Source organism: Sulfitobacter sabulilitoris, from assembly GCF_005887615.1.
Taxonomy (GTDB): Bacteria; Pseudomonadota; Alphaproteobacteria; order Rhodobacterales; family Rhodobacteraceae; genus Sulfitobacter_E; species Sulfitobacter_E sabulilitoris.
Genome location: NZ_VANS01000001.1, coordinates 731,462 through 756,661, shown reverse-complemented (window position 1 = coordinate 756,661; position 25,200 = coordinate 731,462). Strand labels below are relative to the sequence as shown.

Sequence of the window (25,200 nt, the reverse complement as noted above, 5' to 3'; positions counted from 1 at the left end):
GCATGGGGCGGTTCGAAAACCGTGTCGGGGTAGGGCGATCGCAGACCGCCGACCCCTGCGGCGGGCATCGTCCGCACGGATGTCGTGCAGCGCTCAGAACAGATCGAAATCGCCAGAGGTCGTCGTGTCGGTATCCTCGGTGCCCAATTGCAGCAGCAGCTTGGTGCTGGTCAGTCGCAAATGCGCGCATATCGCGCGCTGCGGCGCAGCATCGGCGTCGGGTTGCCCCAAAAAACCGACCAGGCGCGCCAGATCCTCAAGCGACTGGCGAAGATAATCCAGCGTCTGAAGCTGTGAAATCGCCTGTGCATCCGGGGTAATCATCAGGCTGCCGACCGTGGTTTCAACGCTCTGGACCTGTCCGGCCAGATCGTCGAGATGGGCCGACACACGGGCCAGGACCGGGCTTATCTTGATCGGTGCGTGGTGCAGGCTGCCTGTCACAGGCGGCCAACGACAGCTTCGATGCAACTGCGCAAACCAGAGGGTTCGAAGGGTTTCTTGAGGTAGTTGTTCATGCCCAGTTTCTTGCCGTGGTCGACAATCTGTTGTTCTGCGCGGCCGGTGATCAGAATGAATCCGATACCTTTGGTCTTGGGCGCGGTGCGCAGGTGTTGCAGCAGGTGCAACCCATCCATTTGCGGCATGTTGTAGTCCGAAATCACCAGGTGGACGGGGTGCGTCGCCAGTGCCTTCAGCGCATCGACGCCGTTGTCGGCGGTCGTGATGTTGCGAATCCCGAAGCTGTCCAATGCCTGGGTGATCAAGCCGCGACTGGTGGACATATCGTCCACAACCATGATCCGAATTTGGTCGCGCAAAGACATCAGGTTTTTCCTTTTGCGGTCTGGGGGGTGGCGCAGCGAGCATCGCTCGGCCGGTATGCGGTCGGGCCCTGGATTTGAAATCCAAAGGCTTCCGGGTCCGTGATCCGTTCGGAATGACCCACGAACAGCCAGCCATCCGGTGACAGGATCGTGCGGAACCGCGGCCAGAGACGGTTCTGGGTGACCTGGTCGAAATAGATCACGACATTTCGGCAGAAAATCACGTCGATCGCATTGCGCATCGGCCAGTCGGACAGGAGGTTCAACTCGCGGTAGCGGATCATCGACCGCAGTGCGGGGGTTGCGACATAGACCGTTCCGGCGGCGTCTGTTGCTTGTTGGAAATAGCGGGTCAGAAGCGCCTTGTCGATGCCGGCGACAAGCCGTTCGGCATAGCGGCCCTCCTTGGCGAAGGCGACAACGTTCGGGGCGATGTCGGTTGCCAATATGCGCAGGTCGAGATCGGCCACCTCCGGCGCGGTCTCGAGCAGGGTCATCGCCATCGAGCAGGCTTCCTGACCGTTGGAGCATCCGGCGGACCAAAGACGCAGGCGACCGCCAGTGCGCAACCGGGGCAGGGCATCGCGCAGGATCGTGCCGGCCAGAATGTCGAAGTGGTGCCTTTCGCGAAAGAAGTGCGACACGTTCGTGGTGAGCGCGGAAATCATGTGACGGCGTTCCGCCTGTCCGGCATCGGAGCAGACGAAGGACGAATAGACCGCGAAATCGGCCAGATCCAACGCCCGCAACCGATGCCGCAACCGAGATTGGATCATCGACAGTTTCTCTTCCACCAACGTCAGCCCGCTTTCGGAATACGCCAGGCGCGCGATGGCCCGAAAGCTGTCGGGGTCGAGAGTACAGTCCATCTGTAACTGTCGCATCAGGCGGCGATGATTTGGCTTGGGGTGACGATCGCAGCCAGATCGAGAACTCGGATCATCCGGTCGCCCACCAGCGTCAGCGCGCGCACCACGTTCGGCGACGGACTGCCCGACAGGTCGGGTGGCGGTTGCAGGTCGTCGTCGGACAGGGCGATGATGTCAGAGACGGCATCGACCAGCAGGCCGGTCATGACGTCCTCGTATTTCACCACGATGATCACGTTGCGATTGGTATGCGCGCGCGCCTCAAGCCCGAGCCGTTGTGACAGGTCCATGACAGGCAACACCGTTCCGCGCAGGTTGATCACCCCCTTCATGAAGTTGGGCGCATGGGGCAGGGGCGTGGTGCGGGCCCAGCCCCTGATCTCGCGGACCGACATGATATCCAGCGAATATTCCTGGTCCCCCAGTTGAAAGGTCAAAAGCTCGATGCTGTTGTTGCTGCTTTGCTGGCGGTCTTTCATAGCGAGAGTCCTGTGATCTGAGGCGGCGTTTCTTGGTTGATCGATGCGGGAACGGACAGCCCGCCGGGACCTGTCGCATTGGCGATGATGTCCGACGGGTCGAGAATGAGCGCGATTTGCCCGTCGCCCAGGATGGTTGCCGCCGCGATTCCCGGTGCGCGGTAAAAGCTGTCGTCCAGCCCCTTGATGACCACCTGGCGCTGATCCTGGATCTTGTCGATGACAAGGGCCGCGTTGGCGCCGTTGTCCTGGGTGATCAAAAGCACGACCGCGCCTTCGTAATCCTTGACGCCGGCGCGGTATCCCAACTCCTCGCCCAGATCGAAAAGCGGCACGAAATCTTCGCGCACCCGGACCACGTTGAGCCTGGGGTGGACCTGTTCCACATCGCCGTGCCGCAGCGTCAGCGTCTCCACCACGACATTGAGCGGCAGGACCAGGGTTTCATCGGCCACCTGCACCACCATGCCATCGAGCACGGCAAGCGTGAGCGGTAGCGAAATCGAGAATGTGGTGCCCTCGCCCGGAACTGAGGTAATCGAAATGCGCCCGCCCAAAGCCTGGATGGCGGTGCGCACGACATCCATTCCGACCCCGCGGCCCGACAGGTCCGAGACCACGCTGGCAGTGGAAAACCCCGGTAGAAACAGAAGGTTGTCGATATCCGCATCGGAAAGCGACGCGTCCGGTGCGACAAGCCCTTTTTCCGTGGCGATCTGCAGGACGCGTGACCGGTTGATTCCGCCGCCATCGTCGCTGACCTCGATCACGACACGGCCCGATTTATGTGCCGCCGTCAGGCGCACCCGGCCCTGTTCGGGCTTGCCCGCGGCCACGCGCATCTCCGTGGGCTCAAGCCCGTGATCGACGGCGTTGCGGATCATGTGGGTCAGCGGATCGGCGAGCCGCTCGATCACGGTCTTGTCCACTTCGGTCGCGTCGCCCTCGGTGTGCAGGCGGACGTCCTTGCCCACGGCGGCGGAACTTTCGCGCACGATCCGCGACATTCGTTGGAACAGCGATTTCACCGGTTGCGCGCGGATCATCATGACGCTGTCCTGGATGTCGCGTGTGAGGCGCTGGAATTCCTCCAGTCCGTTCATCGCGTCGGAATGCGGCGACAGTCCCGATGTTTCCAGGCTTTGGCTGAGCATGGCCTGATTGATCACCAGCTCACCCACCAGGTTGACCAGCCGTTCGATGCGGTCCAGATCGACGCGCACAACGGAATTGGCGGCGGCGGATGCCGGTTTCGCCGGCGCATTGACGGCGGATGCGCCTGTCGGGGGCGACCGATCGACGGCCGGCCCGTCGTCGGGCCGCTGCGGCGGGTCCGTCGGTGTCGGCGCGGCGGCGGGGTCTTGAACGAGCGGGGGAAAAGGCGCCGGATCCAAGATTGGCAATGCCGGGTTTCCCGCGTCACCTGACTCGGCGGTATCGGGGGCGGATAAGACCACCGCGTCACCATCGACGCGCGTGATGGTCAGCGAGCACAGGCCATCGACGAATTCGAACACCGAGGCGATCTCGTTGTCGTCCGCCTCCGTCGTCATGTCGATGGTCCAGCCGAGGTAGGGCGTTTCGGGATTCAGATCGCCCAGATCGGGAAGGCCATCGAGGTGACACGCAACATGGCAGTCCCCCATCTGGTCCAGCGTCCTCAGCAGAAGGAAGGGCTCGTTGCCGGTCTCGAACAGCTCGGGCGCGGGTCTGAACTGGACGGTGTATCGCGCGGGCTGGGGGGGGGCGATGTCGATCCCGATGTCGGGCAATCCGAGGTCCAGATCGAGCGACAGGCCCATCGGTTGAAAGTCGATGTCCTCTTCGACCTCGTCCAAAGGGTCGATTGAGGCGGCGTCCTCTCCCAAGAGCCGGTTGAGTTGCGTCAGAAGGTCTGCGGTCTGGTTTTCGGGCAGCGGTGTGTCATCGCGGCTGACGCGCACCAGGTCCGACAGGTGGTCGGCAGCGACGAAGAATGTCTTGAGCGCTTCGGAATCCGGGTGCATCCGACCGGCGCGCACTTCGTCGAGGACCGTCTCTAAGCCGTGGGCAAAGCGCACCAGCCGTTCAAGCCCGAATGCGCCGGCGCCGCCCTTGATCGAGTGGACCGCGCGAAAGACCACGTTGATCGTCTCGGCGTCGCCATCGCCGCCATCGAGTTGCATCAGCCCGTCTTGCAAGGCTTCCAGCAGTTCTTCGCATTCGATGAAGAACGAGGCGCGAATTTCGGCCATGGGGTCGGGCGTGTTGCTCATGTCGCGCCCCTAACCGGTGACCATCAAAAGCGCTTTGACCAGCTTTTCGGGGTCGAACGGCTTGACGATCCAACCGGTCGCACCGGCCACGCGTGCGCGCGCCTTGAGTTCCGGCGCCGCCTCGGTGGTCAGAACCAATATCGGCGTCACGCGGTACTTGTCGATCTTGCGCACAGCGTCGATAAAGCCGAAGCCGTCAAGGCGCGGCATGTTGATATCGGTGATGATGGCGTCGGGTTCGATACCGCTCAGCACCTCGATGCCATGCTGCCCGTCTTCGGCAAGGTCCACGTTGAACCCGGCGGGCACAAGTGTGTGACGGATCATGTCGCGCATCGTGCGGCTGTCGTCTATGGCGAGAATGTGAAGTGTCATTTGCACCCCTCTGAAATGGATTCGGGTGTCATGCCCATGACACGCAACTGATCGAGCACCCGATCAGAGGTGTTCACGACACTCAAACGGGCCCCCTGTGATCGCCGGTCCGCCGCCGCGGCGCAGAGCACCTGCAGGCACAGCGCCCCGAAATGCGTGACCCGGCCGGCGTCGAGGGTCAGGTCGCCTGCGGCGGCATCGCAAAGCGCGCGGCGCAGCGGCGTGGCGGCGGGCAGATCCAGCTTGGGATCCAGCACGATCATGCCGGGCACGGCAAAGACAAGATCTGAAGGAAAACAGGCAGGTTCATCGCGTTCTCCGGTCGGGGAATGGGTCGATTGGACAGACCGGTTGTAAAGCGCGGTATGTTAAAACCCCGTTACCACCCTCAAGTTTTTGGCCCCACCGCACGCGGACATGAAAAACCCCCGAAGCGCGGGGCTTCGGGGGCTCATTGGGGCGGCGATGCGGGTCGAGGGTCAGGCGCGGCGGCGACGGCCCCCGGTGCGGCCGGCGCGGCCCCGGCCTTCGTGCCCGGCCTTGGGCGCGACCTTGTTGAATTCGATCCACGCGGTGCCATGCGGATCGCGGTCGAACAGGAAATTGGCGGCGCGGATCGCTTCCATTTCCTTGCCGGCGCGCGGCAGGGTGGAGCCGAGGCCAAAGAGCGTGACGAAGGTCTCGTCGTCGATATCCTCGGGCAGCACGATGCCCGCGGCTTCGATTTCCGCTTTCTTTTCGGTGATTCTGGTCTGGTTCACCGGCAGGGCGACGGGGTTCATGATCGCGCTTGTCATGCCCGCCCCCATCGCCATCGGCAGGAACGCGTTGTTGATGCCGTGACGGTTGGGCAGGCCAAAGCTGATGTTGGAGGCGCCGCAGGTTGTGTTCACGCCCAATTCCTCGCGCAGACGCCGCACGAGGGTGAAGACCTGGTGGCCCGCCGTGGCCATCGCACCGATCGGCATGACCAGCGGATCGACCACGATGTCATGCGCGGGAATGCCGAAATCGGCGGCCCGCTCGACGATCTTCTTGGCCACGGCAAAGCGCACGTCGGGGTCTTCGGAAATGCCCGTGTCGTCGTTGGAGATCGCAACGACCGGCACGTTGTATTTCTTGACCAGCGGCAGCACCAGCTCCAGCCGCTCTTCCTCACCGGTCACGGAGTTCAGAAGCGGGCGGCCTTCTGCGGCGGCCAGCCCGGCTTCGAGCGCGCCTGGCACCGAGCTGTCGATGCACAGCGGCACATCGACAACGGCCTGCACCCGCGCGATCAGCTCGGGCATCAGCATCGGCTCGACAAAGTTGTTGTCGGCATAGCGGGGGTCTTCGCCCATCTTGTTGGAAAACACCGCGCCCGAATTCACGTCGAGCACATTCGCGCCCGCGGCGACCTGTGCGATGGCATCGGATTCGACGCGCGAGAAATCGCCGCGCTCCAGCTCTTCGGACAGGATCTTGCGGCCGGTGGGGTTGATCCGCTCGCCAATGACGCAGAACGGCTGGTCAAAGCCGATGATGGCGGTCTTGGTCTTGGATTCGACGATCGTTCTGGTCATGGGTCTGTCCTTATTGGGCGTTGGCGGGCTGGGCCGCGCGGCCGCCGTGTTCGATGGCCCATGTGGCGTTGGTCTTGATCCCGCCCAGCGGGAAGAAATGCACATGGGTGATGTTGAAGTCGGGGTTGGCGGCCTTGTGCGCCGCCAGTTCGGTCACGACATCCGTCGGCTCGTAGGGCAGCAGCAACTTGGTCACGTCCATCGCGCGCTTTTGCAGCACCTTGAGCGACGGGCCGACGCCGCAGGCGATGGCGAATTTGATCAGCGTCTGAAGCTTGGCCGGACCCGCGATGCCGATGTGGATGGGCAGGTCGATACCGGCGTGGCGCAAACTGTCGGCCCATTCGATGATCGGCTGCGCCTCGAAGGCGAACTGCGTGGCGATTGCCATCTTGGCATCTGTACGCTCCGAAAAGCCCTGCTTCCACTTCAGCGCCGAATCCACCTTGAGCCGGGTGCCGTCCAGATCGATGTCACGGTTGCCTTCAGGGTGGCCCGCGACGTGCAGCCGCTCGAACCCGTGCTTGTCGAACAGCCCCGTTTCCATCAGTTGCATGCTGTCTTCGAAATCGCCCGCCGGCGTGGTCACGCCGCCCGCCAGCAGCAGGCCCTGGCGCACGTCGGCCTCGCCCTGGTACATGGCGATCCAGTTCTCCAGCGTGGCGTGGTCCTTGATGATCCGCGCAGGGAAATGCGGCATCACCTTGTAGCCGTCGGCATTCAGGCGCCGGGCGGTGGCGACCATGTCCTCGATCGGCGTGCCCTCGATATGGGCGATGTAGACGCGGGTGCCCTGCGGCAGCAGATCGCGGAAATTCTCGACCTTCTCGGCGGTGCGCGGCATCACCTCGATGGAATAATCCTGCAAGAACGCCTCGACCGCGGGGTTGGGCAGATCGGGGGCGGGGGCGGCTTTCTTTTTGAAGTTCAGAAGGGCCATGAGGCTGTCCTTTCGGGCGGCAAGGGACGTGATGAAGGGTCGGCGGGGCAGGGTCAGGCCCAGCCGTCGTTGGCGATGAGCGTCTTGATGCGGTCGCGGTCGTATTCCGCCTCGAGGCGGGCCGCTTCGGCGTCGGCGACCTCTTGGGGGGGGCCGTCCACCGGATCCGAGGGCGCCTTGCGCCATTGCGCAAGATAATCGTCGGTCCCGGCAGCGCCGGTTTTCATCGCGGCGCGGTCGATCGCCTGCTCGAAGCGCTCCGACAGCTGCCGTTTCGCACCCGCGCGGCCCTTGCCGACGATCACCTGTGCGGGGATGTCGCGCCAGTACACGATTGTAACGTCAGGCATATGCGATGATTCCTTAGCTTTAACTCGGCCCTATGTAGCCGCTCAGGCCCGGCGCCCGGTGCCGGATTTCGACGGAAAGCATGTCGTGAGCGACTTAGCCCGCACCCTAACGCCCCCGCGGTGCGACCGCCACGGCATGCCACCTGAAAAATAGTCATGTTCAATATGAGCCGCAGGCCGGTTCCGGCCCGGTGATACCCGTCACTCCGCTTGCGCTAACGCGGTCGAATGGTTAGCTTCGGCATAACTCGTAATGAAAGGCGCAGATCATGGCGCCACAGCGTCCCACCGGTGCGGGCGCGCTCGATACACGCACGGCTCTGAGCCCCGCGCCAGTTCCGCCCGACCCAACCGAGCTTTATGCCGCGCTGGATCTGGGTACAAATAGCTGCCGCATGTTGATCGCACAGCCCAAGGGCAGCGGATTTCATGTGGTGGACAGTTTTTCCAAGTCCGTCCAACTGGGCGCGGGGCTGGAAAAGACCGGGCGATTGTCGCGCGGATCGATGGCGCGCACCATCCAGGCATTGCGAATCTGCCAGCAGAAACTGCGCCGCAACAAGGTGCGACGGATGCGTCTGGTCGCGACCGAAGCCTGCAGACGCGCGCGCAACGCCGAGGATTTCATCGCCCGGGTCAAGCGCGAGACGGGGCTGCAGCTTGATATCATCGCCCCCGAACAGGAGGCGCAGCTTGCCGTGATCTCCTGCGCGCCGCTGGTCAGCCCCAAGACGGAAAACCTGCTGGTCGTGGATATTGGCGGCGGATCGACCGAACTGGTCTGGATCGACATTTCCGAGGTGCCCAAGCGTGACCGCGCCCGCGCGATCATGCGTCTGCACCAGGGCTTTGCGCCCGCCGTCAGCGACGTGCCGCAGGCCCGCGTGGTCGACTGGATTTCAGTGCCCCTTGGCGTGGCCACGCTGCGCGACCAATTCAACGATGTCGAGGACGACGCCGCGCGCTTCGCCCTCATGAGCTGGTTCTTCGAAGAGAACCTGGCCGATTTCACGCCCTATCACGACACCCAGCCGCAAGAGAAATTCCAGATCGTCGGAACCTCGGGCACGGTGACGACGGTGGCAGCGAGCCATCTCAACCTCAAGCGGTATGACCGCACCAAGGTGGACGGGCTGCGCATGACCTCGGATCAGATCGATACGGTGATCCGGTCCTACCTGGCGATGGGCCCGGCGGGTCGGCGCGCGGATCCGCGCATCGGGCAGGACCGCCAGGCGCTGATCATGTCGGGCGCGGCGATCCTGCAGGCATTGATGCGCTGCTGGCCGACCGATCGGCTGTCGGTTGCGGATCGCGGTCTGCGCGAAGGGCTGCTATATGCCCAGATGAGCGCCGATGGCGTGTTGGAAGACGGAGCATTGTGATGGCCAAGACCCCAAGCGGCAAATCGGGCGGCGGACAGCCGACCGGCGGCAAGACCCCGACGGGCAAGAATACCTCCGGACGGGGGCAGCGCGACCTCAAGGTCAAGGTCAAGACCGCCCGCGGGCGCACGCTCAGCTCGACACGATGGCTGCAACGGCAACTGAATGACCCTTACGTCAAACGCGCGCAGGCCGAAGGGTATCGTGGGCGCGCGGCCTACAAAATCATGGAACTCGACGACAAGTACCGCTTTCTGGTGCCCGGTGCGCGGGTCGTCGATCTGGGCGCCGCGCCCGGCGGATGGTGCCAGGTCGCGGTCAAGCGCTGCAACGTTCTGGGCGAGAAACCGGGCAAGGCGCAGGGCACGATCCTGGGCATCGACCTGCAGGAGATGGAGCCGATCGCGGGCTGCGAGCTGCACCAGCTCGACTTCATGGAGGACGACGCCGATCTCAAGGTCAAATCCTGGCTCGGCGGCGCGGCGGACGTCGTGATGTCGGACATGGCGGCCAGCAGTTCCGGCCACAAGCAGACGGATCATTTGCGCATCATCGCCCTGTGCGAGGCCGCGGCCTATTTCGCCTTCGACGTGCTGGATGACGGCGGCACATTCGTGGCCAAGGTGCTGGCCGGTGGCGCCGAGGGGGAATTGCAGAAACTGCTCAAGCAGCGCTTTACCAAGGTGGCCAACATCAAGCCGCCCGCGTCGCGGTCGGACAGTTCGGAAAAATTTGTCGTCGCCACAGGGTTTCGCGCGACAGGGGACAGCACGGCCAACCGGTGATGCCGCCGCGCCGACGCATGAACCTTCGGCTCTTTACGATCCTTTAAACCGGCGCGCGTAGCGTGGCGCGACCTCGTGCCATTGGGGCGCGGGGCGTCATTCGAAAGGATCAATGATGTTTCGTGCCATGTTGTTATGCGCTCCCCTTGTCGCCCTGACCGGCGCCGCGTCCGCCGCGGATGCGCCGGGGGCCGGCGCAATGCGCAGTTTTGTCGAATCCAACGTGCTTGGCTGGGCGCAGGAGACACGGGTCGTGTCCGCCATCCAGTCGCAGAACCAGCGTACCGCGTCGGCCAGCGCCGAGGACATCGCCAAATGGGATACCGAGTGGCGCAGCCAGGTCGGAACCGCCGCGTCGCCGCTGATCGACCAGGTGCTTCAGACACCGCTTTCCGCGTTTCTTTCAGAGCAGGTCGCGGCATCGGGGGGACGCATCAACGAGATTTTCGTGATGGATGCCCAAGGGCTCAATGTCGCGTCGAGCGCCGTGACGTCGGATTATTGGCAGGGTGACGAGTCGAAGTTTTCGCAAAGCTTCGGGCAGGGTGCAGGTACGATTTTCGTCGACGAGGTCGAATTCGACGAAAGCACGCAGACCTATCAGGGGCAAGTCTCCGTGGCGCTCAGCGATCCCGCGACCGGGGCGGTGATCGGTGCGATGACCATCGGCCTGAACGCCGAGTCGTTCTACTGAGGCGCCATTCGGCAATCGGCGGGCTTGGAGGGGCGGATCAGTTCGATCCCTGCAAGGACCGCTCTGCCGCGCGCTGCAATTGCAGCGCTTCCTCCGCAGTGATGCGGCGGATGGTAAAGCCCTGAACCCGGGCGACGGTCGTATCGGCCTGGTTCTTCTGGCGGATCAATTCGAACAGCCGCGAATGGCGCGGATAGCCGGGGTCATGCAGTCGAGGTTCGCGGGGCTGGGTCATGGGCGTGCCTGTTTCATCGGATGTGCCCGCAGTTTATTTCCGGATTTGGGCAGTCCTTGGGCGCTCAGGCGGCAAGCTTCGGGTGATCGCGTGGCAGCGATCCGGGGCGCGACGGCGGCGTGCGCTGCGAACGTCTCGGGCGAAGCGATGTGGCGACCGCTCGCGGCGGCACGGCATGCGTTGCGAACGCGGCGTTCAACCGATGCTGTCGATCAGATCCCAGAATTCGCTGCGATTGTTGGTACGCGGAAAGGGGTCATCAGGCACCGGTACGCCAAGAAACGCACAGAGCGGCGCCCAGCCGTCCTTGGCCCGGAACAGCAACAGACGTTCTTGGGGGATCGTTTCTTGCACCTTCTCGACATGGGCGGAAAACGCGGCCGCCAGCCCGTCGCGATCCGTTCCCATGGGGATGCCGGATTGGCGAATGGTTTCGGCGGACATGTCGAGCCATGCATGGAATTGCTCAGGTGCGGTTTCCCGATCCGATATGAGCTTGTAGATCGTTTCGCCGAAACTATCCGCCCATGACACAGGATCGCGGTCGCCCAGCACGAATTTCGCATCCGGGTAAGCGGTGTTCAACTCGCGATAGAACCGGGCGGTGGGCCAATCGACCGCGCTGTTGAAACCATCATAGATCGCGTCCCAGTCAGCGTGTCCCGCGAGCGCCGCCTGCCAAAGCGGAAGTTGAACCGGAAGGTTTCTTGCAACGTCTTCCATATGGAAACAGGGGCCGAATCCAAGCTGATTGAGTGCGATCCGAAGGGAATAGGTGCCGGTGCGCCCCAGACCGGCGCCAATTACTTTAAGAGCCATGATTTCCTCGACAAGAGCTGCGGAAGACGGTTTCAGGCGTGATGCCCAACGATGACGCGCGCCTAGGAGTCTGGCAAGTGAAAGCTTCGGTTCGGGAGGAGCGGAGCGACGTCAGTCCAGCGCTCGGGAACCTGTCGCACTGTTGCCCCAAATCATTCGACGGACCGCGGCCGGGCCTCTCGCGCCCAATCCGTCCACCCGTGATGTGGTCCGTGACGCCCATGCCTCCGCATTGACCCCGTCATCGCAGGAAGCCCACCTGTGCCGGGCGTGCGACGTTGGATCAGATATCGCATGTCCGCAGCCTGCGCCGCGTGTGTCGTCGGGTCCACCGGCTGACCGGGCATCGGCATGATTTCCCGTGCATGAACCGCAGCTTGGGGAAAATGGCGGAGAGACAGGGATTCGAACCCTGGGAACCCGTGAAGGCTCAACGGTTTTCGAGACCGCCCCGTTCGACCACTCCGGCACCTCTCCGCGGGGGTCTGGTCCGGGGCGTTTAGTCGGGTTTCTGGGCTGTGACAAGGGGCCAATTCACGCTTCGGTCATCGTGTGGGCTTTTTCATTGCCCGCATCCGCAAATGGCCTAAGCTTGATGCAGCGAACGAGGAGACCGCGATGACAGCCGCTCTGCGCCAAGTTTTTTCCCTGACCTGCCTGATTGCTCTCTTCGTTTTGCTGTCGCTGCCCGTGCGTGCCGCCGAGCGCGCCCAGATTGAGCGGTTTCTGGCGGTGACCGGATTTGACGTGGCGCTGGACAGTCTCCGGCTTTCGGCGGAATCGGCGCCGCAGATGGTGGGGATGCAGGCCGAGGACTTCGGATCGGAGTGGACGCGGCTTGTGGACGAGCTTTTTGACCCGCAGACCCTGCGCGCCATGGCGATGGATATCCTGTCCGAAACGCTGGACGAGCGGTTGCTGACCGATGCGGTGGATTTCTACGGATCGGACCTGGGCCAGCGGCTGGTGGCGGCGGAAAACCTGTCGCACATGATCGAGGACGACACCGCAAAGCGCGAGAGCGGCGAGGCGATCGTCGACGGGTTGGTGCGGCTGGGGCTGCCGCGGCTCGAGATACTCAAGCGGTTGAACCGCGCCAGCGGTTCGGTCGACACCTCGGTGCGCGCCATTCACGAGGTCCAGGTGCGGTTCCTGATGGCCGCCGCCGCGGCCGGCCTGGTCGAACTGCGCATGGACGAGGCGGACCTGCGCGCGGCGCTGGCGGCCGATGCCGATGCGCTGCGCCTGTCGCTGCAACGGTCGGGCCTGGCGGCATCGGCCTATACCTACCAGGCGTTTTCCGACGCCGAGATGACGACCTATGCCGAAGCGCTGGAGCAGCCCGGAATGCAAAGCGTTTATGAACTGATGAACGCGGTGCAGTTCGAGATCATGGCCAATCGGTACGAGGCGGTGGCGCGGCGCCTGCAGTCCATGCAGCCCAGTCAGGACCTGTGATGCGCGCGCGGGCCGCAGCGTTTTGGGCTCTTGCGATGCTCATGCTTCTGGCGGCTCCGGCCTGGGCGGATGCGCGTGTGACGCTGTTGATGGAGCGGCTTCACCTGGCCGAGATCGTCGACATCATGCGTGACGAGGGGCTGGATTACGCGCAGTCGCTGGACGAGGACATGCTGGCCGGGCAGGGCGGCGCGTTCTGGAACGCGCAGGTGACGCGCATCTATGACCGCGCGCGCATGATGGAGATGGTGCGCGAGGGGCTGCGCAACGGGCTGTCCCCGCAACAGGTGGACCGGGCACTGCTGTTTTTCGACAGCGACCTGGGCCGCCGGATCGTGACGCTCGAGGTGGCGGCGCGCGCCGCGATGGTGGACGAGGCCGTCGAGGAGGCCGCGCGCGGCACCTACCTGCGGCTGCGCAACGAGCACGACCCCCGGCTTGACCCCATCGACCGTTTCGTGGCGGCGAATGACCTTCTGGATCGCAATGTCACCGGGGCGATGACATCGAACATGCAGTTCTACCGCGGCATTGCCGAGGGCGGCGCGATCGACATGACCGAACAAGAGATGCTGGCGGACGTCTGGGAGCAGGAACAGGCCATTCGCGATGACACCGAAGGTTGGCTCTACGGTTATCTTCTGCTGGCCTACGAGCCGCTTGAAACCGGCGATATCGAGGAGTATGTGGCGTTCTCGCAAACGGCGACGGGGCGTGCCCTGAACGCGGCGCTGTTCGCGGGGTTCGAGGCGATGTACCGCGACATTTCCTATGCGCTTGGGCGCGCGGTTGCGCTGAGCGCGCACAGCAGCGATCTTTAACCCGCCAGCCGGCTTGACAACGCGCCGGGGCTGGTGCAAGAGGCGGCTTCGAACCGGGTGCTTCGCTGTGAAGCAGCCCAATTTATGATATCATCCTGAAAGATGGGTGCGCTGTTCGAGGTGGCCCGAGGGCCGAAAACACCCGCCATGCGGGGACCACAGAACGCGATAGTGCAAAGGAAAGACGCATGTTTGCGGTCCTCAAGACCGGCGGCAAGCAGTACAAGGTTCAATCGGGCGATATCCTCCGGGTTGAAAAATTGGCTGCGGAAGCTGGCGAAAAAGTACAGTTCAACGAAATCCTGATGCTTGGTGGCGACAGCCCCAAGGTTGGCGTTCCGTTCGTGAAAGACGCCGGGGTTCAGGCCGAGGTGATCGACCAGATCAAGGGCGAGAAGGTCATCAACTTCGTCAAGCGTCGCCGGAAGCATTCGTCCAAGCGCACCAAGGGCCACCGCCAGAAGCTGACGCTGATCAAGGTGACGGACATCCTCGCCACCGGAGCGGACAAGTCGGGCGTGAAAGCCGCGGTCGGCGGCGCCGGGTTTGCGGTTGCAGCCTCCGATGGCCGCTATGCCAAGAACAAGGGCGAGCAGGCCGAGATGGCCAAGCGCGTTTCCGAGGGCGAAGCCAAGGAAAAGTCGGCCAAGCCGGCAAAAGCCAAGGCCGCGCCGAAAGCCGCCGCAGGCGCAGATGATCTCAAGCAGTTGTCGGGCGTCGGCCCCGCGCTCGAGAAGAAGCTGCTTGCCGAAGGCATCACGACCTTTGCCCAGATCGCGGCATGGACGGATGCGGACGTGGCTGATATGGACGAAAAACTGTCGTTCAAGGGTCGGATCGAGCGTGAAGGCTGGATCGCACAGGCCAAAGAACTGAGCAAAAGCTAAGGAGAGACGAGATGGCACACAAGAAAGCAGGCGGTTCATCCAGAAACGGTCGCGACTCTGCCGGTCGTCGTCTGGGCGTGAAACTTTTCGGTGGTCAGTCGGCAATTCCCGGCAACATCATCGTGCGTCAGCGCGGCACCAAGTTTTGGCCGGGCGAGGGCGTAGGCATGGGCAAGGATCACACGATCTTTGCAACCGTCGACGGCGCCGTGACGTTTCACAAGGGCCTGAAAAACCGCACCTTCATTTCGGTCCTGCCAGCGGCGGAAGCCGCAGAGTAAGCCCGAACCCGTCGGTGACACAAAATTCTGGGGATCGGCGATACCGCCGGTCCCCTTTGTTGTTTCCACACCCCAATTGCCGAAAAGGCACGTCATGTCAGTCGCTCTCGCCAGTTTCGCCGTCTTCGCGGCCAGTCAGATCGGTACGCCGGGTCCTGCGAACATGGCGCTGATGGCGACGGGTGCGCGGTTCGGATTTCGCGCGGCGCTTCCTTTCGTCGCCGGGGTCGCGCTTGGCAAGCAGCTTGTGATCTGGCCGGTGGGCTTTGGCCTGATGGAATTGGCCGGGCGGATGCCGATGCTTTTCGAGGCGCTGAAATGGCTGTCGGCGGCCTATATCGTCTGGCTGGCGTGGAAGGTGGCGAACCTGCGCCTGTCCACGTCCGGGGAGGCGGGAACCCCGCCGGGGTTTGCCGCGGGCCTCGTCGTGCATCCGCTCAACCCCAAGGCTTGGGCGATGATCGTCGCGGGCTTTACCGGGTTTGTGGGGCCGGGCACGACGGCACTTGCCGCAACGGCCACGATCGCGGCCGTGTTATTGACCTGCCAATTATTTTTGCATCCGCTCTGGACCTTTGCAGGCGACAGGATCGCCAGCACGGTCGCCGGAACCCGGGCGGAACCCTATTTGATGTGGACCCTGGCCGCGCTGACCGTGGCTTCGGTTCTATTCGTACTGTTCGGAGGAGGAACATGACGATGACAGCAACGATTACCCAACCGATCATCGAGACAGAGCGCTTTGATCTGCGCCCCCTGCGCAAATCCGACGCGGGGCTGATCACCCTGTATTGGTCGGACCGGCGCGTGGCGCTGATGACCACCTCGATTCCGCACCCGCTGCCGCCCGGAACCGCCGACGCATTCGTCGAGCGCGCGACCCGAGAGCCGCGCAACGACGACGTCTGGGCGATCGACGGCACCAAGACCGGCGGATCCGAGCTTATGGGGCTCATTTCTCTGGAACGCATGGATCGGAGCCAATCCGAGGTCGGTTACTGGGTCGCTCCGGCGTTCTGGAACACCGGGCTTGCGTCCGAGGCCGTGCAGGCGTTGGTCGAGGCCAACCCGTTGAAGAACAAGGCGATGTTTGCCTCGGTCTTTCAGGACAACGAGGCGTCGGCGCGTGTGCTGACCCATTGCGGATTTCACTATCTGGGCGATGCCGAAAGCTTTTGCGTCGCCCGCGATGCCACGGTCCTGACATGGACTTACAGCCGAAACCTTTGCTAGGACGCTTGAGGCCGCGGCGCGGTCGCGTTAGGAACCCGACATGAAATTTCTCGATCTGTGCAAAGTCTATATTCGCTCCGGTGCGGGCGGCGGCGGCTGTGTCAGCTTCCGGCGCGAAAAGTACATCGAATTCGGCGGACCCGATGGCGGGGACGGCGGCACAGGCGGATCGGTCTGGGCCGAAGCGGTGGATGGGCTGAACACGCTGATCGATTTCCGCTATCAGCAGCATTTCTTCGCCAAGAACGGCCAGCCCGGCATGGGCCGCCAGCGGACCGGCAAGGATGGCGACGACATCGTGCTGCGCGTGCCCGTCGGCACCGAGATCCTGGACGAGGATCAGGAAACCGTTCTGGTGGACATGACCGAACTGGGCCAGCGCGTTCAGCTCGCGCGCGGCGGCAATGGCGGCTTTGGCAACCTGCACTTCAAATCCTCGACCAACCAGGCGCCGCGCCGGGCCAACCCCGGCCAGGACGGGGTGGAGCGCACGCTTTGGCTGCGGCTCAAGCTGATCGCGGATGTGGGCCTGCTGGGTCTGCCCAACGCCGGCAAATCTACCTTTCTGGCGGCCACCAGCAACGCGCGGCCCAAGATCGCGGATTACCCCTTTACCACCTTGCACCCCAATCTGGGCGTGGTAGGCGTCGACAACACCGAATTCGTCGTGGCCGACATACCCGGCCTGATCGAAGGGGCGTCCGAAGGTCGCGGCCTTGGCGACCTGTTCCTGGGGCATGTGGAGCGGTGCGCGGTTCTGCTGCATCTGGTGGATGGCACATCCGCGACCGTGGCAGAGGACTACCGGACGATCATCACCGAGCTGGAAGCCTATGGCGGCGATCTTGCCGACAAACCCCGCGTGACCGTGCTCAACAAGATCGATGCGCTGACAGACGAAGACCGTGCCGAAGCCGAGGCCGAGCTTGAGACAGCCAGCGGCGGCCCCGTGATGAGAATGTCCGGGGTGGCAGGCGACGGCGTGACCGATGTGCTGCGCGCGCTGCGCGGCCAAATCAACGAAGACAGGCTGCGGCACCGCCCGGCCGAGGAGGTAGAAGAATGGCATCCCTGATGTCCGCCGATATTCTGGTAGTAAAGATTGGTTCCGCCCTGTTGGTGGACAAGGAAAGCGGCGATCTGCGGATCGACTGGCTGCAATCCGTGGCCGAAGACGTGGCGTGGCTGCGCAAGAAAGGTATCCGCGTCGTGCTGGTGTCCTCCGGCTCCATCGCCCTGGGGCGGCGGGTGCTGAACCTGCCGGCGACGGCGCTGCCGCTCGAGCAATCCCAGGCCGCCGCCGCCGTCGGGCAAAGCCGCCTGGCGCGCGCTTACGAGGAAGTACTGGCGCCGCATGGGATCACCACGGCGCAGGTTCTGGTGACGCTGGATGACAGCTCGGACCGGCGGCGGTATCTCAATACCCGCGCCACGCTCGAGACGCTTGTCGACATGAACGTCGTGCCGGTCGTCAATGAAAACGACACGGTCGCCACCGACAAGATCCGTTATGGCGACAATGACAGGCTGGCCGCGCAGGTCGCCGTGACCGTGGGCGCCGACCAGCTGATCCTTCTGTCGGATGTGGACGGGCTCTATACGGCGAACCCCTCGGTCGATCCCACCGCCACCCGCTTTGACGAGATCGACGACATCACCCCCGAAATCGAGGACATGGCCGGCGATCCCGTCTCCGGCCTGTCCAAGGGCGGGATGAAGACCAAGCTGATGGCCGCCAAGACCGCCGTCTATAGCGGATGCGCGATGGCCATCACCGAAGGATCGGCGATGAACCCGCTGCAAAAGCTCGAAGCCGGGGCGAACGCCACCTGGTTCACCGCGCATGGCGACCCCAAGACCGCGCGCAAGCAATGGATCGCGTCGATGAAGCCCACCGGGCAGATCACCATCGATGCGGGCGCGATCAAGGCGCTGGACGACGGCCGCAGCCTGCTGCCGGCTGGCGTGACCGCCGTGTCAGGCGTTTTTGGCCGGGGCGACCCGGTGTCGATCGTCGACGCTCAGGGTCACGTGCTGGGGCAGGGCCTCACGCGCTATACCTCTAACGAAGCGACCAAGATCATTGGCGCGCGCACCCGCGACATCGAAAGCCTGCTGGGCCGGCCCAGCCGCGCATCGCTTATTCACCGCGACGACATGGCATTTTGAGACGCACCCGCGTTTCTGCCCGTCGCATCCTGACCGAACCGGACCGAAAGGTGACACATCATGAACGATCATTCCGCTACCGACACTGACATTCCCGCGCTGATGGCCGACATCGGCACGCGGGCCAAGGCCGCCGCCGCCGAGCTGGCGCATGCCACCGCAGAGCGCAAGCACGCGGCGCTGATTTCCGCCGCAGATGCCGTTTGGTCCGCGCGCGAGACCATTCTCGAGGCCAACGCCAAGGATCTGGCGGCCGCCGACGAGAAGGGCCTGTCGGGCGCGATGCTGGACCGGCTGACGCTGGACGAGGACCGCGTGCGTGCCATCGTGGACAGCCTGCGCGCCATCGCCGAGCAGGCGGATCCGGTGGGCGAGGTCCTGACCGAATGGGACATGGCCTCGGGATTGCATATCAAGCGTGTGCGCACACCGCTGGGCGTGATCGGCGTGATCTATGAATCGCGCCCCAACGTGACGGCGGATGCCGGCGCGCTGTGCGTCAAGGCGGGCAACGCGGTGATCCTGCGCGGCGGTTCCGAAAGCTTTCATTCCTCGCGCGCATTGCACGCCTGCCTGGTGAAAGGGCTCAAGGACGCGGGCCTGCCCGAGGACGCGATCCAACTTGTTCCGACACGCGACCGCGCCGCGGTCAGCGAGATGCTGACCATGACCGACACCATCGACGTGATCGTGCCGCGCGGCGGCAAGGGCCTTGTCGGTCTTGTCCAGCGCGAGGCGCGCGTGCCGGTCTTTGCCCACCTCGAAGGCATCGTGCACATCTACATCGACAAGGACGCCGACCCCGAGAAAGCATTGAAAGTCGTGCTGAACGCCAAAACGCGGCGCACCGGCATCTGCGGCGCGGCGGAATGTCTGCTGATCCACCAGGACGTGGCCGAAACCATCGGCCAAGGCGTGATCAAGGCGCTGCTTGATGCCGGGGTCGAGGTGCACGCCGACGGTGCCTTGGCCACGATCGACGGCACAACCCCGGCCACGGCGGAGGATTGGGGACGCGAGTACCTTGACATGCACATCGCAGCCAAGGTCGTGCCGGACATCGACGCGGCAATCGCGCATATCCGTCAGTACGGCTCAAATCATACCGAATGCATCCTGACCGAAGATGACGGCGCGGTGGGCCATTTCACGTCGCGGCTGGATAGCGCGATCCTGATGCACAACGCCTCGACCCAGTTCGCGGACGGGGGCGAATTCGGCATGGGCGCCGAGATCGGCATCGCCACCGGCAAGATGCACGCGCGCGGCCCGGTGGGGGCGGCGCAACTGACCAGCTTCAAGTACCTGGTCACCGGCGATGGCACCGTTCGCGGCTAAAAGCTGAGCTTGATGTGGGTGGGGCCGCTGTCCACGATGACGCGGCGGCCCTCGTCCCTTGCGATCAGGGGCAACAAGGCGAACTGCACCTGCGCGGGCTGAAGCGTGCTGGGCGCGTCGCGGGTGGCAAGGATCGTCCAGATCTCCTCGTTCACGGTCAGCTTGTCGGCCATGCCATGAAGCGTCCAGGTGTCCCCGGTCTTGTCGATTTCGATCCTGCCGCCATAGGGCATAGCGTTTTCGAGACATTGAAGCGCCAGAAAAACCATTCTGACCTCGCTGCGCGGTTGGGCATCGGATACGCCCCACTCCACGCTCTGGCGTCCGCCCTGTGTCATATCGTTCAGGATCGAGCAGATTTCGTCGTGGCCCATCGAATTGTCGCTTGCCGCGCCAAAGGCGATGCGGAAAAACCGGATGCGCGCGCTGGCGCTGCTGACGCTGGAGGCGATGAGATCCATCTCGGGGCCCGGTGCGCCGCCCGACATGTCCAAAAGCTCGAGCCCATTGTTGATCGCGCCGATGGGCGATATCAGGTCATGACAGATGCGGCTGCCGATCAGGGTGCCGATGTCGATTGTGCTCTGGCCCATCAGAGCCCCGCCGTGAAAGGGTGTGTCATGGAAGATCTGAATGCCATCTTGTCGCCGGGGATGCTGGTCCGGCATCCCGGACAGCCCGATTGGGGGGTTGGCCAGGTCCAAAGCAACATCAGCGGTCGTGTCACCGTCAATTTCCGTGATAAAGGTAAGGTCGTCATTGAGAGTTCCCGAATTGCCTTGATACCGGTTTTTGATGCCTGAACATGGTTTCCAAATCATTAACACATCCTTGAGTTGAGTGATACACTTTCTTGTCCGCTCTGGGGCGAGAAAAGCGGCAGGCGAGGGCGCGACGGGTGGAGACCGGAATTTCACAAGCGGACGAGCGGAAGCAGTCTTCGGATGCCCGGTTTTCCGTCAGACTGGCCCGCACCGAGGCGGAGCTGCGCGCCGCGCAGCGTCTGCGCTATGATGTTTTCGTGACCGAGTTGGGCGGGGGCGGCGCACAGGTGGACCATGCGGCCCGACTGGAGTGCGATCGGTTCGACGCCTATGGCGATCACATGATCCTTTGCGATAATTTCGATGCGCAAGTCGTTGGAGTATATCGTCTTTTGCGGATGGACCAGGCGCAGTCCGCGGGGCAGTTCTATTGTGCGGACGAATACGATCTGGCGCCGCTCACGGGCTCCGGTCGGCGGTTGCTGGAACTGGGGCGCTCGTGCCTGCACCCTAAGGTGCGCGGCGGGGCGGCCATGATGTACCTCTGGCAAGGGCTGTCGCGATACATCGCGCAGCACCGGATCGACGTCCTGTTCGGGGCAGCCAGCTTTCACGGTACGGATATCGGCGCGCTGGCGCAGCCCTTGTCGCTGTTGCATCATCGGCACCTCGCCCCCGAGGGCCTTCGGGTGCAGGCAATCGGCGATGCGCACCAGCCGATGGACCTGTTGCCGGAGGCGTCGATCGACCGGCGGGCCGCGATGGTCGCGGTGCCGCCGCTGATCAAGGCCTATCTGCGGCTTGGCGGTTTCGTGGGGCAGGGTGCGTTCGTCGATCATGCGTTCAACACGACCGATGTCTGCCTTGTTCTCGATACGGCCCGGATGAACCCGCGTCAGGTGCGCCTCTATCAGGGCGGCCCGGCTATGGAAGGCAAAGGCGGCGCTGCATGATATGGGATGACGGCAGCCGGATCGCCCACGACGCGCCGGGGCCGCTTGGCTGGATCAGACTTTTGTGGCGCGGCGGCGCGATGGGCCTGCTTGTGTTCGGCGGGCTTGGGGTGCTCTTGGTGGTGCGGACGATCGAACGCCCGCTGTGTGGCGTGCGGCGCCCCGTCACACCGTCGATCACGGTTTTCGTATGTCGCAGCGCGCTGCGCATCCTGGGGTTGCATTACGTCCGGTCGGGCGACCCGTTGCGTGCCGGTGGCGCGGTGGTCGCGAACCACGCAAGCTGGCTGGACATCTTCGTGCTGAACGCGGGCAAGCGGATCTATTTCGTGTCGAAATCCGAGGTCGCCGGATGGCCCGGCATCGGCTGGCTGGCGCGCGCCACGGGCACGGTGTTCATCGAACGGACCCGGACCCGCGCGCGCGAACAGACCTCCCTGATAGAGGAGCGGCTGCTCGCCGGGCATCGCCTGCTCTTCTTTCCCGAAGGGACAAGCACGGATGGATTGCGAATTTTGCCATTTAAAACAACGCTTTTCGCATCTTTCTTTAGTCAGAACCTTAGGCGCAGAGCCGTGGTGCAGCCGGTGACGGTGCGCTATCACGCCCCCGTCGGCGCGGATCCGCGGTTTTATGGCTGGTGGGGTGAGATGACCTTTGGCGGACATCTTTTGCGGATGCTGAGCGCGCCGCGCCATGGCCGCGTCGAGGTGATCTATCACAGGCCTCTGGCCGCGGCCGATTTCGACAGCCGCAAGACACTCGCCCGGGCTTGCGAAGCGGCCATCCGGTCAGGATACGACAGGCCGGCGCCGGGCGATGCCCCGGGTCAGGGCTGATGCGCGAAGGCCGTGGCCGGCACGACGCTTACCGTTCCGCCTTCGGGCTGCCATTCCATGATCAGGCACGCGGTGCCCTTGCGCTGAAAATACGTGGCCTCCAGCGTGTACCAGCCGGGCTGCGGCACGCTGACCTCCTGCGCGCCGGCTGGTTCGCAGGCGTGGATGTCGTCATACAGCGCCACTTGCTGCCCGCCGATCTGCGCCTGGATTCCGTCATTGCTGATGAGGTTGATCGAATAGATGCCGGGCGCATCGAAGCGGATAAAACCGCTGATCGACGCCGCGACCTTCTGCGATGTGCGCGCAGTCAGCGTCAGATCGCCTTCGGAGTTATCCTCGTAATCCAGCGCCGCGAGCGGTGGACCGGCACGGCCGGATTTCTCGATCGCGGCGGATGCGTCGGCCAGCGTCCTGAGGTCGCTGGGATATGCGTAGCTGACCGCCAGCCCCGGCGACAGGTCACCGGCCTGCGGCTGCGGATCGGCCGGGCTGAGCATCAGGGGCGCGGCAAGAACGGCGCCCGGCAGCGCGATGGCGAGAGCGGACAGAACGGAGGAGAGAGCGTGTGGCACGATGACACCTTTGTGCAGGGAGCATGGACAGGGGATGACACAAGAGTGCCCCCAAAGACACGAGTCTGTCCAGAGCCATCGCGCATCTGCGTGGCCTCGCGCGCGCGGCGCGGGCGGTCAAATCACCGCTTGCACGCCAGCGCCCTTCGTCCTATACGCGCGCTACTGAAACCCCAAGGCGGGGTTTGGGCGACTTCGGGGAGACATCCCGCAGCGTCCGCCGGTTGAGGCACATGCCTTGAACCCCCGCCCCAGGATAAAACCGGAAAGGTATACCGACATGGCTCTTCCTGAGTTCTCCATGCGCCAATTGCTTGAAGCAGGCGTTCACTTTGGCCACCAGACGCAGCGCTGGAACCCCCGCATGGGTCCCTACATCTACGGCGCGCGCAACGGCATTCACATCATGGACCTGACGCAGACCGTCCCGATGCTGGACCAGGCGTTGCAGGTCATCCGCGACACCGTGGCCAAGGGCGGCAGCATCCTGTTCGTCGGCACAAAGCGTCAGGCCGCTCAGCCGATCGCGGATGCCGCCGAGAAATGCGCGCAATATTACATGAACCACCGCTGGCTGGGCGGCACGCTAACCAACTGGCAGACCGTGTCCAAGTCGATCCAGCGTCTGAAGAACATCGACGAGCAATCCGAGCGCGGCTTTGAGGGTCTGACCAAGAAAGAGCGTCTGGGCATGGAGCGTGACCAGGGCAAGCTTGAGGCGTCGCTTGGCGGTATTCGTGAAATGGGCGGCCGTCCGGACCTGATCTTTGTCATCGACGTCAAGAAAGAGGCGCTGGCCGTCGCCGAAGCCAACAAGCTGGGCATCCCGGTCGTGGCCGTGGTCGACACCAACTGCTCGCCCGATGGCATCGACTACATCATTCCTGGCAACGACGACGCGGCCCGCGCGATCGCGCTGTATTGCGACCTGGCATCGCGCGCCGCGCTTGACGGGATGAGCGCACAACTGGGCGCCGCTGGCGTCGACCTGGGTGCGATGGAAGAAGCCCCCGAGGAAGAGGTGCTTGCCGAAAGCACCGGCGTCGAGGTCGGCAACGCATCGAGCGAGACCGTGTCGAACGACGCGATGTCGAAAGATGCGCCGCTCGACATCGAATCGACCAAGGAAACCGTGGAAAAGGCCGACAGCTGATCGGCGCCACGGATTTGATACGCGGGGCAGGGCAGGCCTGCCCCGATTGATCTGCATTTCAAGGAGAACCAACAGATGGCAATCACAGCATCTATGGTCAAGGAACTGCGCGACAGCACCGGCGCAGGCATGATGGACGCCAAGAAGGCGCTGACCGAAACCGATGGCGACATGGAGGCGGCGGTTGACTGGCTGCGCACCAAGGGTCTGGCGAAAGCGGCCAAGAAATCCGGCCGCACCGCTGCCGAAGGTCTGGTTGCGGTCAACGTCGACGGCGGTCATGGCGTCGCGGTCGAGGTGAATTCGGAAACCGATTTCGTCGGCAAGAACGCCGAGTTCCAAGAGATGGTCGCGGGCATCGCCAAGGTCGCGCTGAAGGTCAGCGACATCGACGCGCTGAACAACGCCGACATGGGTGGCAAGCCGGTGTCCGAAATCATAACCGACAAGATCGCCACCATCGGCGAGAACATGTCGGTGCGCCGCATGGCGGTGCTGGATGGTGACACGGTCGTGTCCTACGTCCACAACGCGGCGGCACCCGGCATGGGCAAGATCGGCGTTCTGGTCGCGATGACCGGCGGCGACGAGGCGTTCGGCAAGCAGGTCGCGATGCATATCGCCGCGGTGAACCCCGCGTCCCTGTCCGAGGACGACCTCGACCCGGCCGTGGTGGAGAAGGAAAAGCAGGTTCAGATGGACATTGCGCGCGAAAGCGGCAAGCCCGAGGCCGTGATCGAGAAGATGATCGTGGGCCGGATGAAAAAGTACATGTCCGAAGTGACCCTGCTGAACCAGCAGTTCGTCGTGAACCCCGACCTGACCGTCGGCGAGGCGGCCAAGGAGGCCGGCGCCACGATCACCGGGTTCGTGCGTCTGGAAGTCGGCGAAGGCATCGAAGTGATCAAGGAAGATTTTGCCGCCGAAGTGGCAAAAGCCGCAAAGGGCTGATCGCACTGGTCAGGACAAGACGGAAAGGGCGTGGCGCCGATCGGGCCGCGCCCTTTTTCATGTCCGGCGATCTGGCATGGCGGTACGCACAGATTGGGGCCGCCCCCCCGGACGGCCCCGCCTTGCAGCGCGATGAATGTCATCCGGGGATGGAGACAGCAGGCGCCAAGGGTCCGACCCAAGAGTCGAGTATGAACCCTCGG

At 63.7% G+C, this 25,200-nt stretch carries 31 protein-coding genes and 1 tRNA gene; 17 read left to right on the top strand and 15 right to left on the bottom strand.

Annotated elements, in window-relative coordinates; all coding sequences use genetic code 11:
- Nucleotides 1-93 precede the first annotated feature (93 nt).
- The 10 genes from FDT80_RS03520 to FDT80_RS03475 all read right to left on the bottom strand — a co-directional run bounded on the left by FDT80_RS03520 (nucleotide 94) and on the right by FDT80_RS03475 (nucleotide 7,657).
- Entirely contained in the window at nucleotides 94-444 is a 351-nt protein-coding gene (locus tag FDT80_RS03520) for a hypothetical protein (protein ID WP_138660841.1), read from the bottom strand.
- On the bottom strand, nucleotides 441-827 hold the full coding sequence (locus FDT80_RS03515) for a response regulator (RefSeq protein ID WP_138660840.1): 387 nt from the start codon (nucleotides 825-827) through the stop codon (nucleotides 441-443). The genes FDT80_RS03520 and FDT80_RS03515 overlap by 4 nt, the downstream gene beginning before the upstream one ends.
- On the bottom strand, nucleotides 827-1,711 hold the full coding sequence (locus FDT80_RS03510; RefSeq protein WP_138660839.1) for a CheR family methyltransferase: 885 nt from the start codon (nucleotides 1,709-1,711) through the stop codon (nucleotides 827-829). Before FDT80_RS03510 ends, FDT80_RS03515 begins: the two co-directional genes overlap by 1 nt.
- A complete protein-coding gene (locus tag FDT80_RS03505) occupies nucleotides 1,711-2,175 on the bottom strand; it encodes a chemotaxis protein CheW (RefSeq protein WP_138660838.1) in 465 nt (154 codons plus the stop codon). Before FDT80_RS03505 ends, FDT80_RS03510 begins: the two co-directional genes overlap by 1 nt.
- Nucleotides 2,172-4,430, bottom strand: coding sequence for a chemotaxis protein CheA (locus FDT80_RS03500; protein WP_138660837.1), 2,259 nt, complete (start codon nucleotides 4,428-4,430; stop codon nucleotides 2,172-2,174). The genes FDT80_RS03505 and FDT80_RS03500 overlap by 4 nt, the downstream gene beginning before the upstream one ends.
- A 9-nt stretch (nucleotides 4,431-4,439) precedes the next feature.
- Complete coding sequence (locus tag FDT80_RS03495; protein WP_138660836.1) at nucleotides 4,440-4,805, bottom strand: response regulator; 366 nt, start codon at nucleotides 4,803-4,805, stop codon at nucleotides 4,440-4,442.
- Nucleotides 4,802-5,068 (bottom strand): STAS domain-containing protein, encoded by a 267-nt coding sequence (locus tag FDT80_RS03490; protein WP_138660835.1) that lies wholly within the window; start codon nucleotides 5,066-5,068, stop codon nucleotides 4,802-4,804. Before FDT80_RS03490 ends, FDT80_RS03495 begins: the two co-directional genes overlap by 4 nt.
- 216 nt (nucleotides 5,069-5,284) lie before the next feature.
- Nucleotides 5,285-6,367: a dihydropteroate synthase gene (locus FDT80_RS03485; RefSeq protein WP_138660834.1), complete on the bottom strand. Its 1,083-nt coding sequence runs from the start codon at nucleotides 6,365-6,367 to the stop codon at nucleotides 5,285-5,287.
- Nucleotides 6,368-6,377: 10 nt separating this feature from the next.
- Nucleotides 6,378-7,307, bottom strand: a complete 930-nt coding sequence (locus FDT80_RS03480; protein ID WP_138660833.1) for a methylenetetrahydrofolate reductase — start codon at nucleotides 7,305-7,307, stop codon at nucleotides 6,378-6,380.
- A gap of 53 nt (nucleotides 7,308-7,360) precedes the next feature.
- Entirely contained in the window at nucleotides 7,361-7,657 is a 297-nt protein-coding gene (locus FDT80_RS03475) for a virulence factor (protein ID WP_138660832.1), read from the bottom strand.
- A gap of 269 nt (nucleotides 7,658-7,926) precedes the next feature.
- Here FDT80_RS03475 and FDT80_RS03470 point away from each other — a divergent pair, with 269 nt between their 5' ends.
- The 3 genes from FDT80_RS03470 (at nucleotide 7,927) to FDT80_RS03460 (ending at nucleotide 10,521) form a co-directional block, all read left to right on the top strand.
- Nucleotides 7,927-9,042: a Ppx/GppA phosphatase family protein gene (locus tag FDT80_RS03470; protein WP_138660831.1), complete on the top strand. Its 1,116-nt coding sequence runs from the start codon at nucleotides 7,927-7,929 to the stop codon at nucleotides 9,040-9,042.
- A complete protein-coding gene (locus FDT80_RS03465) occupies nucleotides 9,042-9,827 on the top strand; it encodes an RlmE family RNA methyltransferase (RefSeq protein ID WP_138660830.1) in 786 nt (261 codons plus the stop codon). The genes FDT80_RS03470 and FDT80_RS03465 overlap by 1 nt, the downstream gene beginning before the upstream one ends.
- 112 nt (nucleotides 9,828-9,939) lie before the next feature.
- Nucleotides 9,940-10,521, top strand: coding sequence for a cache domain-containing protein (locus FDT80_RS03460; protein WP_246039827.1), 582 nt, complete (start codon nucleotides 9,940-9,942; stop codon nucleotides 10,519-10,521).
- 37 nt (nucleotides 10,522-10,558) lie between these two features.
- On the opposite strand, the gene FDT80_RS03455 is transcribed toward FDT80_RS03460, so the two are convergent.
- From FDT80_RS03455 to FDT80_RS03445, 3 genes are all read right to left on the bottom strand, one after another.
- Nucleotides 10,559-10,756, bottom strand: a complete 198-nt coding sequence (locus tag FDT80_RS03455) for a hypothetical protein (RefSeq protein WP_138660829.1) — start codon at nucleotides 10,754-10,756, stop codon at nucleotides 10,559-10,561.
- A 195-nt stretch (nucleotides 10,757-10,951) separates the two neighbouring features.
- The gene (locus tag FDT80_RS03450) at nucleotides 10,952-11,575 is read right to left on the bottom strand and encodes a sulfotransferase family protein (protein WP_138660828.1); all 624 of its coding nucleotides are present in this window, start codon (nucleotides 11,573-11,575) and stop codon (nucleotides 10,952-10,954) included.
- 387 nt (nucleotides 11,576-11,962) lie between these two features.
- Nucleotides 11,963-12,052: transfer RNA gene (locus FDT80_RS03445), tRNA-Ser, on the bottom strand.
- A 141-nt stretch (nucleotides 12,053-12,193) separates the two neighbouring features.
- Here FDT80_RS03445 and FDT80_RS03440 point away from each other — a divergent pair.
- From FDT80_RS03440 to FDT80_RS03400, 9 genes are all read left to right on the top strand, one after another.
- Nucleotides 12,194-13,033 (top strand): DUF2059 domain-containing protein, encoded by an 840-nt coding sequence (locus FDT80_RS03440; protein ID WP_138660827.1) that lies wholly within the window; start codon nucleotides 12,194-12,196, stop codon nucleotides 13,031-13,033.
- A gap of 35 nt (nucleotides 13,034-13,068) precedes the next feature.
- A complete protein-coding gene (locus FDT80_RS03435) occupies nucleotides 13,069-13,854 on the top strand; it encodes a DUF2059 domain-containing protein (RefSeq protein WP_246039823.1) in 786 nt (261 codons plus the stop codon).
- Between the two features lie 188 nt (nucleotides 13,855-14,042).
- Complete coding sequence (locus tag FDT80_RS03430) at nucleotides 14,043-14,741, top strand: 50S ribosomal protein L21 (RefSeq protein ID WP_138660825.1); 699 nt, start codon at nucleotides 14,043-14,045, stop codon at nucleotides 14,739-14,741.
- A gap of 11 nt (nucleotides 14,742-14,752) precedes the next feature.
- Nucleotides 14,753-15,022: a 50S ribosomal protein L27 gene (rpmA, locus tag FDT80_RS03425; RefSeq protein ID WP_138660824.1), complete on the top strand. Its 270-nt coding sequence runs from the start codon at nucleotides 14,753-14,755 to the stop codon at nucleotides 15,020-15,022.
- A 94-nt stretch (nucleotides 15,023-15,116) separates the two neighbouring features.
- Nucleotides 15,117-15,719, top strand: coding sequence for a LysE family translocator (locus FDT80_RS03420; RefSeq protein WP_138660823.1), 603 nt, complete (start codon nucleotides 15,117-15,119; stop codon nucleotides 15,717-15,719).
- Complete coding sequence (locus FDT80_RS03415) at nucleotides 15,716-16,255, top strand: GNAT family N-acetyltransferase (RefSeq protein WP_138660822.1); 540 nt, start codon at nucleotides 15,716-15,718, stop codon at nucleotides 16,253-16,255. The genes FDT80_RS03420 and FDT80_RS03415 overlap by 4 nt, the downstream gene beginning before the upstream one ends.
- Before the next feature lie 40 nt (nucleotides 16,256-16,295).
- Nucleotides 16,296-17,330 (top strand): GTPase ObgE, encoded by a 1,035-nt coding sequence (obgE, locus tag FDT80_RS03410; protein ID WP_138660821.1) that lies wholly within the window; start codon nucleotides 16,296-16,298, stop codon nucleotides 17,328-17,330.
- On the top strand, nucleotides 17,318-18,424 hold the full coding sequence (gene proB / locus FDT80_RS03405; protein WP_138660820.1) for a glutamate 5-kinase: 1,107 nt from the start codon (nucleotides 17,318-17,320) through the stop codon (nucleotides 18,422-18,424). Before obgE ends, proB begins: the two co-directional genes overlap by 13 nt.
- Nucleotides 18,425-18,484: 60 nt before the next feature.
- Nucleotides 18,485-19,762, top strand: a complete 1,278-nt coding sequence (locus tag FDT80_RS03400; RefSeq protein WP_170311775.1) for a glutamate-5-semialdehyde dehydrogenase — start codon at nucleotides 18,485-18,487, stop codon at nucleotides 19,760-19,762.
- Here the strand turns inward: FDT80_RS03400 and FDT80_RS03395 are convergent.
- Nucleotides 19,759-20,355, bottom strand: coding sequence for a histidine phosphotransferase family protein (locus FDT80_RS03395; RefSeq protein WP_138660818.1), 597 nt, complete (start codon nucleotides 20,353-20,355; stop codon nucleotides 19,759-19,761). The genes FDT80_RS03400 and FDT80_RS03395 overlap by 4 nt on opposite strands.
- Nucleotides 20,356-20,382: 27 nt before the next feature.
- Here FDT80_RS03395 and FDT80_RS03390 point away from each other — a divergent pair, with 27 nt between their 5' ends.
- From FDT80_RS03390 to olsA, 3 genes are all read left to right on the top strand, one after another.
- A complete protein-coding gene (locus FDT80_RS03390) occupies nucleotides 20,383-20,565 on the top strand; it encodes a DUF3553 domain-containing protein (RefSeq protein ID WP_138660817.1) in 183 nt (60 codons plus the stop codon).
- Between the two features lie 95 nt (nucleotides 20,566-20,660).
- Nucleotides 20,661-21,479, top strand: a complete 819-nt coding sequence (gene olsB / locus FDT80_RS03385; protein WP_246039821.1) for an L-ornithine N(alpha)-acyltransferase — start codon at nucleotides 20,661-20,663, stop codon at nucleotides 21,477-21,479.
- Entirely contained in the window at nucleotides 21,476-22,318 is an 843-nt protein-coding gene (olsA, locus tag FDT80_RS03380; RefSeq protein WP_138660816.1) for a lyso-ornithine lipid O-acyltransferase, read from the top strand. The genes olsB and olsA overlap by 4 nt, the downstream gene beginning before the upstream one ends.
- Here olsA and FDT80_RS03375 read toward each other — a convergent pair.
- The gene (locus tag FDT80_RS03375) at nucleotides 22,309-22,893 is read right to left on the bottom strand and encodes a PA14 domain-containing protein (protein WP_138660815.1); all 585 of its coding nucleotides are present in this window, start codon (nucleotides 22,891-22,893) and stop codon (nucleotides 22,309-22,311) included. The genes olsA and FDT80_RS03375 overlap by 10 nt on opposite strands.
- Before the next feature lie 280 nt (nucleotides 22,894-23,173).
- Here FDT80_RS03375 and rpsB point away from each other — a divergent pair, with 280 nt between their 5' ends.
- Nucleotides 23,174-24,046 carry a 30S ribosomal protein S2 gene (rpsB, locus tag FDT80_RS03370; RefSeq protein WP_138660814.1) on the top strand — a complete coding sequence of 291 codons (873 nt, stop codon included), beginning with the start codon at nucleotides 23,174-23,176 and terminating at the stop codon, nucleotides 24,044-24,046.
- A gap of 75 nt (nucleotides 24,047-24,121) precedes the next feature.
- Entirely contained in the window at nucleotides 24,122-24,997 is an 876-nt protein-coding gene (tsf, locus tag FDT80_RS03365) for a translation elongation factor Ts (protein WP_138660813.1), read from the top strand.
- Nucleotides 24,998-25,200 lie beyond the last annotated feature (203 nt).

Bases quoted from the DNA above. Each gene is read 5' to 3' on its own strand.
- rpsB (WP_138660814.1), top strand. From the start codon at position 23,174: ATGGCTCTTCCTGAGTTCTCCATGCGCCAATTGCTTGAAGCAGGCGTT.
- proB (WP_138660820.1), top strand. From the start codon at position 17,318: ATGGCATCCCTGATGTCCGCCGATATTCTGGTAGTAAAGATTGGTTCC.
- rpmA (WP_138660824.1), top strand. From the start codon at position 14,753: ATGGCACACAAGAAAGCAGGCGGTTCATCCAGAAACGGTCGCGACTCT.
- FDT80_RS03440 (WP_138660827.1), top strand. From the start codon at position 12,194: ATGACAGCCGCTCTGCGCCAAGTTTTTTCCCTGACCTGCCTGATTGCT.
- FDT80_RS03435 (WP_246039823.1), top strand. From the start codon at position 13,069: ATGCTCATGCTTCTGGCGGCTCCGGCCTGGGCGGATGCGCGTGTGACG.
- FDT80_RS03475 (WP_138660832.1), bottom strand. From the start codon at position 7,657: ATGCCTGACGTTACAATCGTGTACTGGCGCGACATCCCCGCACAGGTG.
- FDT80_RS03465 (WP_138660830.1), top strand. From the start codon at position 9,042: ATGGCCAAGACCCCAAGCGGCAAATCGGGCGGCGGACAGCCGACCGGC.
- FDT80_RS03390 (WP_138660817.1), top strand. From the start codon at position 20,383: ATGGAAGATCTGAATGCCATCTTGTCGCCGGGGATGCTGGTCCGGCAT.
- FDT80_RS03450 (WP_138660828.1), bottom strand. From the start codon at position 11,575: ATGGCTCTTAAAGTAATTGGCGCCGGTCTGGGGCGCACCGGCACCTAT.
- FDT80_RS03470 (WP_138660831.1), top strand. From the start codon at position 7,927: ATGGCGCCACAGCGTCCCACCGGTGCGGGCGCGCTCGATACACGCACG.
- FDT80_RS03400 (WP_170311775.1), top strand. From the start codon at position 18,485: ATGAACGATCATTCCGCTACCGACACTGACATTCCCGCGCTGATGGCC.
- obgE (WP_138660821.1), top strand. From the start codon at position 16,296: ATGAAATTTCTCGATCTGTGCAAAGTCTATATTCGCTCCGGTGCGGGC.
- FDT80_RS03480 (WP_138660833.1), bottom strand. From the start codon at position 7,307: ATGGCCCTTCTGAACTTCAAAAAGAAAGCCGCCCCCGCCCCCGATCTG.
- FDT80_RS03420 (WP_138660823.1), top strand. From the start codon at position 15,117: ATGTCAGTCGCTCTCGCCAGTTTCGCCGTCTTCGCGGCCAGTCAGATC.
- FDT80_RS03495 (WP_138660836.1), bottom strand. From the start codon at position 4,805: ATGACACTTCACATTCTCGCCATAGACGACAGCCGCACGATGCGCGAC.
- olsA (WP_138660816.1), top strand. From the start codon at position 21,476: ATGATATGGGATGACGGCAGCCGGATCGCCCACGACGCGCCGGGGCCG.
- FDT80_RS03505 (WP_138660838.1), bottom strand. From the start codon at position 2,175: ATGAAAGACCGCCAGCAAAGCAGCAACAACAGCATCGAGCTTTTGACC.
- FDT80_RS03500 (WP_138660837.1), bottom strand. From the start codon at position 4,430: ATGAGCAACACGCCCGACCCCATGGCCGAAATTCGCGCCTCGTTCTTC.
- FDT80_RS03490 (WP_138660835.1), bottom strand. From the start codon at position 5,068: ATGATCGTGCTGGATCCCAAGCTGGATCTGCCCGCCGCCACGCCGCTG.
- FDT80_RS03485 (WP_138660834.1), bottom strand. From the start codon at position 6,367: ATGACCAGAACGATCGTCGAATCCAAGACCAAGACCGCCATCATCGGC.
- FDT80_RS03455 (WP_138660829.1), bottom strand. From the start codon at position 10,756: ATGACCCAGCCCCGCGAACCTCGACTGCATGACCCCGGCTATCCGCGC.
- FDT80_RS03430 (WP_138660825.1), top strand. From the start codon at position 14,043: ATGTTTGCGGTCCTCAAGACCGGCGGCAAGCAGTACAAGGTTCAATCG.
- FDT80_RS03415 (WP_138660822.1), top strand. From the start codon at position 15,716: ATGACGATGACAGCAACGATTACCCAACCGATCATCGAGACAGAGCGC.
- FDT80_RS03515 (WP_138660840.1), bottom strand. From the start codon at position 827: ATGTCTTTGCGCGACCAAATTCGGATCATGGTTGTGGACGATATGTCC.
- FDT80_RS03510 (WP_138660839.1), bottom strand. From the start codon at position 1,711: ATGCGACAGTTACAGATGGACTGTACTCTCGACCCCGACAGCTTTCGG.
- FDT80_RS03460 (WP_246039827.1), top strand. From the start codon at position 9,940: ATGATGTTTCGTGCCATGTTGTTATGCGCTCCCCTTGTCGCCCTGACC.
- FDT80_RS03395 (WP_138660818.1), bottom strand. From the start codon at position 20,355: ATGGGCCAGAGCACAATCGACATCGGCACCCTGATCGGCAGCCGCATC.
- tsf (WP_138660813.1), top strand. From the start codon at position 24,122: ATGGCAATCACAGCATCTATGGTCAAGGAACTGCGCGACAGCACCGGC.